The following is a 13,934-nucleotide window of genomic DNA, read 5'->3' as shown; positions in this document are numbered from 1 at the left end:
TGGTCCCCACTCGCGCCATGGACGTCGAAGCGGTTGCTCGTCTAAGCCTGCCCACCCAGGCGTGAATTGAATTAGCCAGATGGCTCTGATAAAAACGACTCCAAATGGAGTCGTTTTTTTATGGCCGTGGATCGGCGCAACCACTAGGCAGGGAGAGCGAGGGTGATGATTCGTTTGGCGAGTGCGGAGGATGCGGCGGCGCTGGATCACTTCTTTGGGCAACTGGACAGGGAGACCCGCTTCATGCTGTATGAGGCGGGGGAGCGCCCCTCGGACATCGAGGGGCAGCGCCAGCGGCTCGAGGCCATGGTGGCTGCCCCCAATCAGGCCATGTGGTTGCTGGTGCTGGCCGGGGAGGTGCAGGGCTTTGCCGTGCTCATCGGCGGTGGCCTAGCGCGCAACCGCCACTGCGCCCTGGTGGTGATGGGGCTGCGGTCGAGTACACGCGGGTTGGGATGGGGTGAGCGGTTACTGCGCACCCTGATCGCGGCCGCCGGCGAGCTAGGGATCCAGCGGCTGGAGCTGGGGGTGATGGCCCACAACGAGGTGGCGCACGCCCTCTATCGCAAGTGCGGCTTCCGGGACGAGGGGTTGCGGCGACAGGCCTATCGGCTGGACGATGGCTACGTGGACGAGATCAGCATGGGGTTGCTGCTGTCGCCCGGGGCGCCATGATGCGGCGGGCCCGGTTTGCTCCTGGCGGCGAGCGGGTATATGACGGAGCAACCGTCGACTTGATGAAGAGGGGAACGCGCGGATGAAAGGTATCTTGTTACGCTGGCTGGCTCGCTACGATGGTTGGTGCGAGGAGTGGGGGCTCACGCCGGAGAACCGGCGCTGCTGCGTGCCGGTGCGCCGGGAACAGGATGAGGCTCCGCAGGCAGAGCCGCAAGCCGAGTCGGATCCGCTCACTGGAAATTGCGGGTCACGGCACCAGTGACGCTGTTGTAGTCGAAGGATAGACCGTCGGGATAGGCGGGGAAGCGGCCGATGGAGTCGCGCAGGGTGTAGCGGCAGTTGCTGTGCGGCTCTCCCTCTTCATCTATCTGGTTGGCGGTCAGCTCGCTGGACAGGTAGTCGGCGTTGAGTTGCTGATCGGGATCCTGATCGACCGAGGCGACGGTGTAGCTGCTGTCCAGCAGTCCCTGAAACAGCAGACGGCAGTCTGACTGGTTGCTCACCGAGATGTAGTCGCCCTGACCTGCGACATAGGGTTCGTCGATCCCCTTGCGCCCCTGATCTTCATCCGTGCCGGCGGGCCAGCCATAGCGGTTGATGTCGAGATTGCGTTGCCCCATGCTGCCGAGATTGTAGAGCGCCTGATCCTGCGCCTTGACCGCCCAGCCGGCATGAGCCAGCTGGACCGCGCTGGCAAAGCTGGCCGCCGTTGCCGCGACCGTGCTCTTTAATGCGTCATCCTTGAGATTGATGAAGCGGGGCAGGGCGGTCACGGCCAGGATCCCCAGCACTATGATGACCAGCACCAGTTCTATCAGGGTAAAGCCGTGGCTTGTGCGTTTCATCATGATATGGACCCATTAATTACGACAAACAGGTGAGTGACATGCAATTGATCGACACCCATTGCCATCTCGATTTTCCGGTCTTCGATTCCGATCGGGCGGCGCTGCTGGCCGAGTGCCGTCAGCTGGGGGTGGGCGAGTATATCATTCCCGCGGTGGGAGAGGAAAACTGGGGCCGGGTGATGGCGCTGGCGGCAGAACATGACGGCATCTCCTATGCCCTTGGCGTGCACCCCTGGTATGTGGGCGGTCAGACGCCGGCGGTGCTGACCCGGTTGCAGCAACGGTTGGCGGAGCGCCCCCGCGGGTTGGTGGCGGTGGGCGAATGCGGGCTGGATCTGCGCTCCCACGTGCCGCAGGAGGGACAGCTCGAGATGTTCGAGGCCCAGGTCGAACTGGCCAAGGAGCATGAGTTGCCCCTTATTGTCCATTCGGTGCGTGCCAACGACACGGTGGCCAAGATCCTCAGACGTCTGCGCCCTGCCTGCGGGGGCGTCATCCACGCCTTCAGCGGCTCCCTGCAGCAGGCAGAAGCGTTCTGGCAATTGGGATTTCGGCTCGGCATCGGCGGGGTCATCAGCTTTGAGCGGGCCAACAAGACCCGGGAGGCGGTGCGCGACATGCCGCTGGAGGCCCTGCTGCTGGAAACGGACGCCCCCGACATGCCGCTGCAGGGTCAGCAAGGGGCGCCCAACACCCCCGCCAATCTGCCAATCATTGCGCAACTGCTGGCCGATTTGCGGCAGCAACCGCTGGCACATGTTGCCTCGGTGTTACATGAATCCACTCTGCATACCTTCCAGTTGGGCAAGTCGAAAATTAACACCTGATTAACTGTTGCTAGCGACATGATAAAAAATGGGGGGAGTAAAAATCGTTTGCGGTCTAATTTGACGACCTCTAGCGCATTTCATGCTTATAAAATGTGACCAGCGTTCTACTTTGTCGCACCGTAATTAGTATAATGCGCACCCTTGATTGATGGCTTTGAGATACAAGTTGTTAACAAGCTGGAAGGTGCTACTAAAGAGGAAGTGTAAATAATGAATCTAATAATGGGTCTGGTAGGGATGGCAACGCTCGTCCTTATCGCGGTGCTGTTCTCCAGCAATCGCAAAGCAATAAGAGTGCGCACCGTTGCCGGTGCCTTTGCAATCCAAGCTGGCCTGGGTGCCTTCGTGCTGTACGTCCCGGTTGGTCGTGACATCCTGGTAGGTGTATCCGATGCTGTTTCCAGCGTCATCGGTTATGGCCAGAACGGCATCGAATTCCTGTTCGGTGGTCTGGTCAGCAACAAGATGTTCGAAGTGTTCGGTGGTGGCGGCTTCATCTTCGCCTTCCGCGTACTGCCGGTCATCATCTTCTTCTCCTCCCTGATCGCCGTTCTCTATTACCTGGGCATCATGCAGTGGGTCATCAAACTGCTGGGTGGTGGCCTGCAGAAAGTACTGGGCACTTCCCGTACCGAATCCCTCTCCGCCACTGCCAACATCTTCGTGGGTCAGACTGAAGCGCCGCTGGTTGTGCGTCCCTTCATCTCCAAGATGACCGACTCCGAGCTGTTCGCCGTCATGTGTGGTGGCTTGGCATCTGTTGCCGGCTCCGTACTGGCCGGTTACGCCTCCATGGGCGTCAAGATGGAATACCTGATTGCCGCCTCCTTCATGGCTGCCCCGGGTGGTCTGCTGTTCGCCAAGCTGCTGGTGCCGGAAACCGAGACCCCGAGCTACGACGAGAGCAATGCCGATGGCGATCTGGAAGACAAGCCTGCCAACGTGATCGATGCCGCCGCCGCCGGTGCCTCTGCCGGTCTGCAACTGGCCCTGAACGTCGGCGCCATGCTGCTGGCCTTCATCGGTCTGATCGCCATGATCAACGGCATCTTCTCCGGTGTGGGTGGCTGGTTCGGTTATCCGCAGCTCTCCCTGGAACTGCTGCTGGGCTGGATCTTCTCCCCGCTGGCCTTCCTGATCGGTGTGCCCTGGAGTGAAGCCGTCGTTGCCGGTTCCTTCATCGGCCAGAAGCTGGTGGTCAACGAGTTCGTGGCCTACCTGAACTTCGCCCCGTACCTGAAGGATGAAGTGCTGATCAATGGCGTGGCCATGTCTGACCACACCAAGGCCATTATCTCCTTCGCCCTGTGCGGTTTCGCCAACCTGTCCTCCGTTGCCATCCTGCTGGGGGGTCTGGGCTCCATGGCACCGAACCGTCGCGGCACCATTGCGAAATTTGGTCTGAAAGCCGTACTGGCCGGCTCTCTGTCCAACCTGATGTCTGCGACCATCGCAGGCTTCTTCCTGGCGCTGTCCAGCATGTAATGTCAGCCTGACTGACAGCTATAACCACGAACGCCACGGCATCTGCCGTGGCGTTCGTGTATGGAGCGGTGACAACCGTTTTCCTTTCTAAACTAATAATAAAATGAGTCAAATCGGAGGTTATATGAATGAAGTGCTACTGGCGATGGCAGCCGGCTTTATCGTTGGCTTGTTGTTTTCTTTCCTCAAATTGCCGATCCCGGCCCCGCCCGTACTGTCCGGGGTGATGGGGATCGTTGGAGTCTACCTGGGGGGCCTGGCATACTCCTGGATACTTACCCGTTTCTTCTCTTAACGCACTTTCCAGTACCGGATTTGCCAGATGTGAGGTACCTCTGAAAATGGCAAATCCGGCTTGCAAACAAGGGGTATCTCGGCTGAAATAGGCATTGCCAGCAGGGTGCTGGCATTGACTAATGCCCGATGAAATCGGGTGTTGGCGGTCAAATGGAATTGATTGGGAAGTCGGGTCAGACCTTGTCTGCCTTTCTCAAGTCTTCATGGAACCAAGTCCGCACTTTTGTAAGAAAGTGACAGGGCTCTTGCCTTATTTGCAGCCTATTGCCCGTGCAGTTGCGCTGCAATTCCATTCCCGTTTTTCCGGGAGTCGCGTCTTGCCGGTTGCGTTGCGACAGGCAGCACCATGCCCTGGAATTCGGACTACATCGAGACTTTGGAGAACAGAATGACTGATCTGAAACTGGCCGCCCAGCGCGCCCTGAATCTGATGGACCTGACCACCCTGAACGATGACGACACCGATCAGAAGGTGATCGACCTGTGCCGCAAGGCCAAGTCTCCGGCCGGCCTGACCGCCGCCGTCTGCATCTACCCCCGTTTCATCCCCATCGCTCGCAAGACTCTGCGTGAGATCGGCGCTGCCGACGTGCGCATTGCGACCGTGACCAACTTCCCGCACGGCAACGACGACATCGAGATCGCCGTGGCCGAAACCCGCGCCGCCGTGGCCTACGGTGCCGACGAAGTGGACGTGGTGTTCCCGTACCGTGCCTTCATGGCCGGCAATGAACAGGTCGGCTTCGATCTGGTCAAAGCTTGTAAGGAAGCCTGTGGCGCCAACGTACTGCTGAAAGTGATCATCGAGACCGGCGAGCTGAAAGAGGAAGTGCTGATCCGTCGCGCCTCCGAAATCTCCATCGACGCCGGTGCCGACTTCATCAAGACCTCTACCGGCAAGGTGCCGGTCAATGCGACCCCGGAAGCGGCACGCATCATGATGGAAGTGATCAAGGCCAAGAACCCGAAAGTCGGCTTCAAGCCGGCCGGTGGCGTGAAAGACGCCGCCGTGGCGGGCCAGTACCTGGCCATGGCCGAAGAGATCCTCGGCAAGGACTGGGTATCCGCCCGCACCTTCCGCTTTGGTGCATCCAGCCTGCTGGCCAGCCTGCTGGCCACGCTGGGGCATGGCGACAAGCCGGCCAACACCAGCGGTTACTAATAGGTTGATGAGAGGGCGGACCGCTGTCCGCCCTGTTGCGCCCCACCCGTGTGGGGTGCGGGCAAGGATTCAGACTTGTGTAACGCCAGCAATGGCGGAGGGAATGAAAGATGTTTTTGCCTCAAGAAATCATTCGCAAGAAGCGCAACGGTGAAGCGCTCAGTACCCAAGAGATTCAATTCTTCGTTCAGGGCATTACCAACCACACCATCGGCGAGGGCCAGATTGCGGCACTGGCGATGGCGGTCTACTTCAAAGACATGACCATGGATGAGCGGGTTGCCCTGACCTGCGCCATGCGCGATTCCGGCATGGTGCTGACCTGGGACCACCTCAATCTGGGCGGCCCCATCGTCGACAAACACTCCACCGGCGGCGTGGGTGACGTCGTCTCCCTGATGCTTGGCCCCATGGTCGCTGCCTGCGGCGGTTTCGTGCCGATGATCTCCGGCCGTGGCCTGGGCCACACCGGCGGCACCCTGGACAAGCTGGATGCCATCCCCGGCTACCAGACCTCGGTCGACAACGATCGTTTCCTGAAAGTGGTGAAAGAGGCGGGTGTCGCCATCATCGGCCAGACCGGCGATCTCGCCCCGGCCGACAAGCGTATCTATGCGGTACGCGACATCACCGCCACCGTCGAATCCATCGCCATGATCACCGGCTCCATCCTCTCCAAGAAGCTCGCCTCCGGGCTGGAAGCGCTGGTGATGGACGTGAAAGTGGGCTCCGGTGCCTTCATGCCGACCTTTGAAGCATCCGAGGAGCTGGCCAAGAGCATAGTTGCGGTGGCCAACGGTGCCGGCTGCCGCACCTCAGCGCTCTTGACCGACATGAACCAGGTGCTGGCCTCCAGCGCCGGCAACGCGGTGGAAGTGCGCGAAGCGGTGCGCTACCTGACCGGTGAATACCGCAACCCGCGCATCCATGCCGTCACCATGGCGCTGTGCGCCGAGATGCTGATCTCCGCCGGCCTGGCCAGCGACGACAGCGATGCCCGCCGCAAACTGCAGGCGGTGCTGGACAACGGCAAGGCGGCCGAGATCTTCGGTCGCATGGTGACCGGCCTCGGTGGCCCGAGCGACTTCATGGAGCGCTACGATCATCACCTGCCCAAAGCCGCCATCGTGCGCCCCGTCTATGCCGCCAACAGCGGTTTCGTGACCGCCATGGATACCCGCGAACTGGGTCTGGCCGTGGTCGCCATGGGCGGTGGCCGTCGCGCTGCCGGTGACAAGCTTGATTATGCCGTCGGTCTGACCGACTTTATCCGCCTGGGTCAAAGCGTCGAGGCAGACAAGCCGCTCGCCCTGATCCACGCTCAAACTGAAGAGCAATTTGCTCAGGCAGCCAGCATGGTGCAGGCTGCCGTCAAGATCGGTGATACCCAACCGGAGGCGTTGCCCGAGGTTTACCGTCGCATCGGTCTGGCTGATTTGTAACAAGGGGAAGTCCCATGAAACGTACCTTTATTCTGATGATGGACTCTTTCGGCATTGGCGCAGCCGCCGACGCCGACAAGTTCGGCGATGTGGGCGCCAATACCCTTGGCCATATCGCCAAGGCCTGTGCCGCCGGCGAACTGGAGGGTCGTGGCGCCCTCAATCTGCCGAACCTCAGCAAGCTGGGTCTGGGCCACGCGGGTGAACTCGCCAGCGGCACCTTCCCGGCTGGCCTGAACAAGGACGTCGAGGTAGTCGGTGCCTACGGCTTTGCCCAGGAGCTCTCCTCCGGCAAGGACACCCCGTCCGGTCACTGGGAGATTGCCGGCGTGCCCGTGCTGTTCGAGTGGGGTTACTTCAAGGATCACCACAACAGCTTCCCGCAGGAGCTGCTGGATGCCATCGTCGAGAAGGCCGGTCTGCCGGGCTATCTGGGTAACTGCCACGCCTCCGGTACCCAGGTGCTGGACGATCTGGGCGAAGAGCACATGCGTACCGGCAAGCCGATCCTCTACACCTCCGCCGATTCCGTGTTCCAGATCGCCTGCCACGAAGAGACCTACGGCCTCGAGAAGCTCTATGAGCTGTGCCACATCGTGCGCGAGCTGCTGGAGCCCTACAACATCGGCCGCGTCATCGCGCGTCCGTTCGTGGGCAGCGGCAAGGGCAACTTCAAGCGCACCGGCAACCGTCACGACTACTCCGTATTGCCGCCGGCGCCGACCGTGCTGGACTACATGAAGGAAGCTGGCGGTCAGGTGGTTTCCATCGGCAAGATCGCCGACATCTATGCCCAGCAAGGCATCACCAAGCAGGTGAAGGGCACAGGTCTGACCGAGCTGTGGGACAGAACCCTGGAAGAGGTGAAAGCGGCCGGTGACCAGACCATCGTCTTCACCAACTTCGTCGACTTCGACTCCTCCTACGGTCACCGTCGCGACGTGAAGGGCTACGCCGATGCACTGGAGTACTTCGACTCCCGCCTGCCGGAGCTGTTCGAGCTGATGCAGGATGGCGACGTGGTGGTACTGACCGCCGACCACGGCTGTGACCCGACCTGGAGCGGCACCGATCACACCCGCGAGTACATCCCTGTGCTGTTCTACGGCAAGCCGGTCAAGGCCGGTTCCGTCGGCCGTCGCGAGACCTTTGCCGACATCGGCCAGAGCATCGCGGCGTACCACGGTCTGCCCAAACTGGCGTACGGTACCAGCTTCCTGTAAGTTACCCGCCCGTCGCCTCGGCGGCGGGCAACCAATAAAGACAATAAAACTCAACCTAGTGTGAAGGAATCAAGAGAATGGCAACTCCTCATATCAATGCGAAAGATGGCGCCTTTGCTGACACCGTGCTGATGCCGGGCGACCCCCTGCGCGCCAAGTACATCGCCGAAACCTTCCTGGAGAACGTCGAACAGGTGTGCGACGTGCGCAACATGTTCGGTTTCACCGGCACCTACAAGGGTCGTCGCATCTCCATCATGGGCCACGGCATGGGCATCCCGTCCTGCTCCATCTATGCAAAAGAGCTGATCACCGATTACGGCGTGAAGACCCTGATCCGCGTCGGTTCCTGCGGTGCCGTGCGTGAAGACGTGAAGCTGCGTGACGTGGTGATCGGCATGGGTGCCTGCACCGACTCCAAGGTGAACCGTCTGCGCTTCAAGGATCACGACTTCGCCGCCATCGCCGACTTCGATCTGGTTGCCAATGCCGTACAGGCCGCCAAGAACAAGGGCGTTGCCGTGCGCGTCGGTAACATCTTCTCCGCCGACCTGTTCTACACCCCGGACCCCTCCATGTTCGACGTCATGGAAAAATACGGCATCCTGGGTGTCGAGATGGAAGCCGCCGGCATCTACGGTGTGGCCGCAGAGTACGGTGCTCGCGCACTGACCATTTGCACCGTCTCCGACCATATCCGTACCGGTGAGCAGACCACCTCTGAAGAGCGTCAGCTGACCTTCAACGACATGATCGAAATCGCGCTGGATTCCGTCCTGCTGGGTGACAACTAATCCTCTTCGCGCATGAATAATGACAACGGCGGCCCTCGGGCCGCCGTTTTGCATTTCAAGGAGGGAAGATCAGAGGTCGAGGGCGAAGCGCCCCTTGCCGGCCTGTTTGGCCCGGTACATGGCGCTGTCGGCCCGGTGCAGCAGGTCGTCGATGTGACAATACTGGCCCGAATGGCAGATGGCTCCGCCGATGCTGCCGGCGAGGGGCAGCTGGTGGCCGGCCACGTCGGCCGGTACCGCCATGGCTGCCAGCAGCCGTTCGCACAGTGCGGGCAGCTCCAGCTCCGGCTGGCGCAGGGCCGGCAGTATGATGGTGAACTCGTCGCCGGCCAGGCGCGCCACCATGTCACCGGGGCGCACCTCGGCACTCAGCACGTTGGCGAAGCGCTGCAGCAGGGCGTCGCCGACGTGGTGGCCGAGCAGATCGTTGATCCGCTTGAAGCCGTCGAGATCGAGAAACAGCAGCCCCAGGGTCTCGGCATTCTGACGCACCCGCTCCAGCTCCCGGGAGAGGCGAAGGGTGAAAGCGCGCCGGTTGGGCAGGCCGGTGAGGGGGTCGTGGGCCGCCTCGTGCTCCAGCTGGTTCTGCAGCGCCTTGAACTCGGTGATGTCGCTGCCGAGGATGTAGACCCCTGGCTCGTCGCCCCGGCTCGGGATCATGGTGATCCTGAGATCCCGTGGGCCTATGGGCAGCTCGAAACGGTTCTCGAAGCTCACCTGCTCGCCGGCGAGGGCCCGCTCCAGATGAGCGATGGCCCGGTCGTAGGCCGCCTCGCCGATCACCTCCCGCACGCTCATCTCCCGCATTCGCTCGGGATCCAGCCCGAAGTAGCGGCAGTAGGCCTGGTTGGCAAACAGATAGCGCCCCTCGGGCGAGACCATGCTGATGGTGACCGGCAGGCCGTCGGTGATGGCCCGCAACCGGGCCCGCCCGCGCTCGATTTCCGCCAGCACCTGGCGGCGGGCGCTGATGTCGTGCAGGAACAGGGCGAGGCGCACCTTGCCGTCGAACTGGTAGCGCTCGGCGCTCACCTCGACCGGGACCTGGCGGCCGCTGCGGGTGCCGATGTCGCACTCCAGACGGCGCTGCGCGCGCTCGGGATGGATCAGTTGCGCCAGCAGAGGATGAGCGCTGCCGAGCAGGGTGGGCAGGGTGCGTCCCAGCATCTCCTCGGGGTGCCAGCCGAGCAGGGTGGTGGAGGCCGGGTTCCAGCCGGTAATGACCAGCGCCTCGTCGAGCTCGAGGAAGGCGTTGCTGGTGTGCTCCAGCATGTGTTGCAGCCGGCGTTGCTCCTGCCACAGGCGTTGTTGCACGGCACCACGCTCCTGCATCTCGCGATGCAGTTGCTCCACCGTGCTCGACAGCTCGCGGGTGCGCTCACGCACCTGCTGCTCGAGCCCCTGCTGCAGTTGCAGCAGCTCGGCCTCGACCTGCTTGCGCTCGGTGAGGTCGGCAAAGACGGCGATCATGTGGGGGGCCATGGTGCGGCTCTGGCACAGGGTCACGCTGAGCTGGACCCAGCACAGGCTGCCATCGGCGCGGATCATCCGCTTCTCCAGCCGGTAGTCCTGCCGTTGCCCCGCGAGCAGGGCGGTGAACAGGGCCAGCTCGCGCGGCAGATCCTCGGGGTGGGTCATGGCGTGCCAGGTGCGTGTCAGCATCTCCTGTTCGCTGTAACCGAGCAGTCGCTCCAGCCCCGGGTTGGCCCGCAGCCAGCGTCCCTCAACCGACGAGAGGGCCATGCCCACCGACGACTGGTTGAAGGTGAGGGTGAACAGGTGCTCCTTGTCCTCCAGCACCTGGTTGAGGCTGCGTACCTGATGGCGCCTTTCCAGATCGTGCAGGGTGTTCTCCACCAGGCGGCCGAAGTCGTCGAGATCGCGACAGGCCTCCTCGTCGAGGTGGCGCGCTGCATGATCCACCAGACAGAGGGTGCCGAGCACCACGCCGTCCAGCGCCCGCAGTGGCCGGCCGGCATAGAAGACCACGTGGGGCTCGCCCGTCACCAGCGGGTTGTCGGCAAAGCGCGGGTCGTGCCTGGCATCCTGCACCTGCATGATGTCGGGGCGCAGGATGGCGTGGCCGCAAAAGGAGTGCTCCCGGCTGATCTCGCACAGGGTGACCCCGGTACGGGCGAGAAACCACTGCCGGTTCACGTCGGTCAGCGAGACCATGGCGATGGGCAGCGAGAAATGGCGGGTGATGAGCCGGGTCAGGCGATCCAGCTGGTCGATAGGCTCGCGGTCAAGCAAGCCCAGGATGCGGAGCCGTTCCAGTCGGCTCTCTTCATCCAGAGGAAGAGGGGGGGCAATCATACAGCGCTCCTGCTGGTGGCATTGCCTGGGTTGTATACAAGGCGATGAGGTCGCACCGTCTTATTGCGGTTCGACCGGTTTGCTTTTCTTCTTGTGCTTGCGCACCCGCATGTAGTTGCGGCGTACCCCGTAGGAGATGAGCAGCCCGGCCAGCAGGGCGACCAGCAGCATCAGCCGCTGTTTCTCCTGCACCACCTTGAGCCGGGTGTCCTTGTCCGCCAGCATCTGCTGCTCCTCCAGGGTAATGCGCAGATAGCCCAGCGTCTGCTCCCCATCCAGGATCTCCTGCACGAACTGGATGCGCCCCTTGCCCTGCTCGGGGACCGACTTGTTGTTGTCGCCGATGGGCAGCAGGCTGTCCAGCGGCACTGCATTGTCCGACTGGGCGAGGGGAATGCCGCGGGCATCGTAGAGGGTGACATCGAGGATCTCGGGTTCGGCGGCCAGATCCCGGGCCAGCCGATCCAGCTCGCTGTTTTTCTCCTCCTTGATCCAGCGTTTCATGTCCCTGGCGGCATAGGCCACCAGTGCCTGGGCCCGGTTGCGCGCCTCGCTGTGCAGCGAGGCTTGGCTCTCGCCCTGCATATGAATGAGCACGGCGAGCACCCAGAGTCCGAGCAGGACACCGGCACCCAGACTGAGCACACGTTTGATGGGGAGATGACGCAAGCGTTGAGCCTTTTGCTGACAAGGAGTGGCGGGATCTTGGCGCTTGCCTGTACAAAAAGCAATACGCTACTCTGGGCCAGTTTTGTTAACCCCATGATCACCAAGGAAGGCGTTATCCCTATGTTGTTGTCCCAATTGCCCGCAGATATTTCAGAGTGGCCCGAGTGCCTGTCCGGCGCCCCCTGGTGGGAGGCGACGCCACAGGCGCTGCTGCCCGCCGCCAGTGCGCTGGATGGCGCCTGGCTGGTGCTGTTTGGTCGGGCCCTTGGCGGCCACCATCTCGGCCGGCTGGCCGGGCTGCTGGCGCGGCACGGGCTGCAGGCACGGCTCTATCCACCTGCCATGCCGGCTGGGGTACCCCTGCTGCTGCTGGGCACGGATCGCTTCTCACCCGCTCTGGTACAGACGCTCAAGGGGGAGGAGTGGGATATCGATCTGTGTCATCTGCCGGCCCTGCCCAGCCTGGCTGAGCCCGGTCTGCTGGTGATGGACATGGACTCCACCGCCATCCGCATCGAGTGCATCGACGAGATTGCCCGTTTGGCCGGGGTCGGCGAGCAGGTGGCGGCGGTCACGGCGGCCGCCATGCAGGGCAAGCTGGAGTTTTCCGACAGCCTGCGGGCCAGGGTCGCCCTGCTGGAGGGGGCACCGGTCACCATTCTCGACGAGGTGGCGGCCAACATGCCCTGGATGCCGGGCCTGCAACTGATGGTCGACACTCTCAAGCAGGCTGGCTGGAAGGTGGCGATCGCCTCCGGTGGTTTCACCCGTTTTGCCGGCCAGTTGCAGCGGGAGCTGGGGCTGGACGCCATCTTCGCCAACGAGCTGGCGGTGGCGGGGCCGCAGCTGACCGGCAAGGTGATCGGGCGCATCGTCGATGCCGCCGTCAAGGCCGAGGTGCTGCAGCAGCTGGCTGCGGAGTACGGCATCGCCACTGGTCAGACCGTGGCTGTGGGCGATGGTGCCAACGATCTCAAGATGATGGGGGTGGCCGGGCTCGGCATCGCCATCCACGCCAAACCGCTGGTGCGGGCCCAGGCGGCGGCCACCCTCAACCACCACGATCTGGAAGGGGTGATCTGCCTGCTCGGTGCCCTGGCCTGCCGCCAGCAGCGCTGGGATAGGCGCTGAGCCCACTAGGGCTGGACTCAACCCCACGTCACGGAGGACGTAGTCTCAAAATGGAACTGCTACAGCAATCCCTGTTTATTCCCTGCGGCGAACATCGGCTGCACGTACGCCACATTCAGCCGCGGGTTGCGGTACATGGCGAGCCGATCCTGATGGTGCACGGCGCCATCGAGAACGGCCGCATCTTCTATACCGAGTCGGGCAAGGGGCTGGCCTGTTTTCTGGCCCGCCACGGCTATCAGGTCTATGTGGCCGATCTGCGCGGGCGGGGGCTCAGCACGCCGGCCATTGCCGAGCAGGCCGAACATGGCCAGCATGAGCTCATCACCGAGGACCTGCCGGCCCTGCACCGCTGGATTGCCGCCCGTCATGCCGGCTTCAAGCTGCACTGGATGGCCCACTCCTGGGGCGGCGTCATCATGGCGTCGACCCTGGTGCGCTTTCCCGAGCTGGCGGAGCAGGTGGCCAGCCTGGTGTTTTTTGGCACCAAGCGCGGCGTGTCGGTACAAAATCCGGAGCGTTGGCTGAAGGTGGATCTGATCTGGAACCGGCTGGCCCCCTGGCTGGCCAGCCGCAGCGGCTTTCTGGCTGCGCGTAGATTGAAGATAGGGGCGGATGACGAGCCGTTGCGCTACCTGCAGGAGACCATCCCCTGGGTCAAGTGTGGCCCCTGGCAGGATCCCAGCGACGGGTTCGCCTATGACGAGGCGGCCGCCCGGGTCAACTGGCCGCCGCTCTGGATGATCTCGGCCAAGGCGGACAAGGTGCTGGGTCACCCGACCGACGTGCGCCGCTTCAGCGCCGAGATGGGCTCGGCCGCACGCCATACCCGGCTCGGCCGGGACAACGGCAACCGGCTCGATTACGACCACATCAACATGCTGACTGCACCTCAGGCGCAGGAGGATCACTTCCCGCAGATCCTCGAATGGCTGCTCAACCCGCAGGCGGCCTGATGGGGGAACCCCGGGGGGCTGGTAGCCGCAAGAATGCGAAAAAAAATGGCGGACCCAGGGTCCGCCATTGCTTGCTGCTTGGTGTAGCGCCGCCTCGAGTCGG

14 protein-coding genes are annotated in these 13,934 nt (G+C 62.7%); 11 read left to right on the top strand and 3 right to left on the bottom strand.

All coding sequences use genetic code 11. The annotated features are described in order from the left end of the window. The first annotated feature begins 165 nt into the window (after positions 1–165). On the top strand, positions 166–675 hold the full coding sequence (locus tag ACB031_RS14680) for a GNAT family N-acetyltransferase (RefSeq protein ID WP_010636136.1): 510 nt from the start codon (positions 166–168) through the stop codon (positions 673–675). A gap of 82 nt (positions 676–757) precedes the next feature. Continuing rightward, a complete protein-coding gene (locus ACB031_RS14675; RefSeq protein WP_080631966.1) occupies positions 758–940 on the top strand; it encodes a DUF5363 family protein in 183 nt (60 codons plus the stop codon). Here the strand turns inward: ACB031_RS14675 and tppF are convergent. After that, positions 909–1,526 carry a type IVa pilus pseudopilin TppF gene (gene tppF, locus ACB031_RS14670; protein WP_005305113.1) on the bottom strand — a complete coding sequence of 206 codons (618 nt, stop codon included), beginning with the start codon at positions 1,524–1,526 and terminating at the stop codon, positions 909–911. The genes ACB031_RS14675 and tppF overlap by 32 nt on opposite strands. A 38-nt stretch (positions 1,527–1,564) precedes the next feature. Here tppF and ACB031_RS14665 point away from each other — a divergent pair, with 38 nt between their 5' ends. The 7 genes from ACB031_RS14665 to deoD all read left to right on the top strand — a co-directional run bounded on the left by ACB031_RS14665 (position 1,565) and on the right by deoD (position 8,759). After that, positions 1,565–2,353: a TatD family hydrolase gene (locus tag ACB031_RS14665; protein ID WP_017781074.1), complete on the top strand. Its 789-nt coding sequence runs from the start codon at positions 1,565–1,567 to the stop codon at positions 2,351–2,353. A gap of 213 nt (positions 2,354–2,566) precedes the next feature. After that, complete coding sequence (locus ACB031_RS14660) at positions 2,567–3,841, top strand: NupC/NupG family nucleoside CNT transporter (protein ID WP_010636138.1); 1,275 nt, start codon at positions 2,567–2,569, stop codon at positions 3,839–3,841. 124 nt (positions 3,842–3,965) lie between these two features. Beyond that, positions 3,966–4,136, top strand: coding sequence for a XapX domain-containing protein (locus tag ACB031_RS14655; RefSeq protein WP_005305103.1), 171 nt, complete (start codon positions 3,966–3,968; stop codon positions 4,134–4,136). Positions 4,137–4,526: 390 nt separating this feature from the next. Continuing rightward, positions 4,527–5,300 (top strand): deoxyribose-phosphate aldolase, encoded by a 774-nt coding sequence (gene deoC, locus ACB031_RS14650; protein WP_371139826.1) that lies wholly within the window; start codon positions 4,527–4,529, stop codon positions 5,298–5,300. 110 nt (positions 5,301–5,410) lie between these two features. Then, entirely contained in the window at positions 5,411–6,742 is a 1,332-nt protein-coding gene (gene deoA, locus ACB031_RS14645) for a thymidine phosphorylase (RefSeq protein WP_371139825.1), read from the top strand. A 14-nt stretch (positions 6,743–6,756) separates the two neighbouring features. Continuing rightward, positions 6,757–7,965: a phosphopentomutase gene (locus ACB031_RS14640; RefSeq protein WP_010636141.1), complete on the top strand. Its 1,209-nt coding sequence runs from the start codon at positions 6,757–6,759 to the stop codon at positions 7,963–7,965. 77 nt (positions 7,966–8,042) lie between these two features. Continuing rightward, positions 8,043–8,759: a purine-nucleoside phosphorylase gene (deoD, locus tag ACB031_RS14635; protein ID WP_005305092.1), complete on the top strand. Its 717-nt coding sequence runs from the start codon at positions 8,043–8,045 to the stop codon at positions 8,757–8,759. A 69-nt stretch (positions 8,760–8,828) separates the two neighbouring features. On the opposite strand, the gene ACB031_RS14630 is transcribed toward deoD, so the two are convergent. Both ACB031_RS14630 and ACB031_RS14625 read right to left on the bottom strand, forming a co-directional pair. Beyond that, complete coding sequence (locus tag ACB031_RS14630) at positions 8,829–11,075, bottom strand: PAS domain S-box protein (protein WP_201990021.1); 2,247 nt, start codon at positions 11,073–11,075, stop codon at positions 8,829–8,831. A 60-nt stretch (positions 11,076–11,135) separates the two neighbouring features. Beyond that, complete coding sequence (locus ACB031_RS14625) at positions 11,136–11,744, bottom strand: AhpA/YtjB family protein (RefSeq protein WP_017783080.1); 609 nt, start codon at positions 11,742–11,744, stop codon at positions 11,136–11,138. A gap of 120 nt (positions 11,745–11,864) precedes the next feature. Between ACB031_RS14625 and serB the strand changes: the two genes are divergently transcribed. Together serB and ACB031_RS14615 are read left to right on the top strand one after the other, a co-directional pair. Further along, the gene (serB, locus tag ACB031_RS14620) at positions 11,865–12,875 is read left to right on the top strand and encodes a phosphoserine phosphatase SerB (RefSeq protein ID WP_371139824.1); all 1,011 of its coding nucleotides are present in this window, start codon (positions 11,865–11,867) and stop codon (positions 12,873–12,875) included. Between the two features lie 50 nt (positions 12,876–12,925). Beyond that, on the top strand, positions 12,926–13,831 hold the full coding sequence (locus ACB031_RS14615) for an alpha/beta fold hydrolase (RefSeq protein ID WP_017765771.1): 906 nt from the start codon (positions 12,926–12,928) through the stop codon (positions 13,829–13,831). Positions 13,832–13,934 lie beyond the last annotated feature (103 nt).

Origin of the sequence: Aeromonas sp. S8(2024), from assembly GCF_041403085.1 — a bacterium.
GTDB lineage: Bacteria > Pseudomonadota > Gammaproteobacteria > Enterobacterales > Aeromonadaceae > Aeromonas > Aeromonas dhakensis.
The sequence above is the reverse complement of the archived record's forward strand: the minus strand, read 5'-3'. Positions and strand labels throughout refer to the sequence as shown.

Excerpts from the sequence above, each read along its gene's own strand:
- ACB031_RS14680 (WP_010636136.1), top strand. The coding sequence starts at position 166 with ATGATTCGTTTGGCGAGTGCGGAGGATGCGGCGGCGCTGGATCACTTC.
- ACB031_RS14675 (WP_080631966.1), top strand. The coding sequence starts at position 758 with ATGAAAGGTATCTTGTTACGCTGGCTGGCTCGCTACGATGGTTGGTGC.
- tppF (WP_005305113.1), bottom strand. The coding sequence starts at position 1,526 with ATGATGAAACGCACAAGCCACGGCTTTACCCTGATAGAACTGGTGCTG.
- ACB031_RS14665 (WP_017781074.1), top strand. The coding sequence starts at position 1,565 with ATGCAATTGATCGACACCCATTGCCATCTCGATTTTCCGGTCTTCGAT.
- ACB031_RS14660 (WP_010636138.1), top strand. The coding sequence starts at position 2,567 with ATGAATCTAATAATGGGTCTGGTAGGGATGGCAACGCTCGTCCTTATC.
- ACB031_RS14655 (WP_005305103.1), top strand. The coding sequence starts at position 3,966 with ATGAATGAAGTGCTACTGGCGATGGCAGCCGGCTTTATCGTTGGCTTG.
- deoC (WP_371139826.1), top strand. The coding sequence starts at position 4,527 with ATGACTGATCTGAAACTGGCCGCCCAGCGCGCCCTGAATCTGATGGAC.
- deoA (WP_371139825.1), top strand. The coding sequence starts at position 5,411 with ATGTTTTTGCCTCAAGAAATCATTCGCAAGAAGCGCAACGGTGAAGCG.
- ACB031_RS14640 (WP_010636141.1), top strand. The coding sequence starts at position 6,757 with ATGAAACGTACCTTTATTCTGATGATGGACTCTTTCGGCATTGGCGCA.
- deoD (WP_005305092.1), top strand. The coding sequence starts at position 8,043 with ATGGCAACTCCTCATATCAATGCGAAAGATGGCGCCTTTGCTGACACC.
- ACB031_RS14630 (WP_201990021.1), bottom strand. The coding sequence starts at position 11,075 with ATGATTGCCCCCCCTCTTCCTCTGGATGAAGAGAGCCGACTGGAACGG.
- serB (WP_371139824.1), top strand. The coding sequence starts at position 11,865 with ATGTTGTTGTCCCAATTGCCCGCAGATATTTCAGAGTGGCCCGAGTGC.
- ACB031_RS14615 (WP_017765771.1), top strand. The coding sequence starts at position 12,926 with ATGGAACTGCTACAGCAATCCCTGTTTATTCCCTGCGGCGAACATCGG.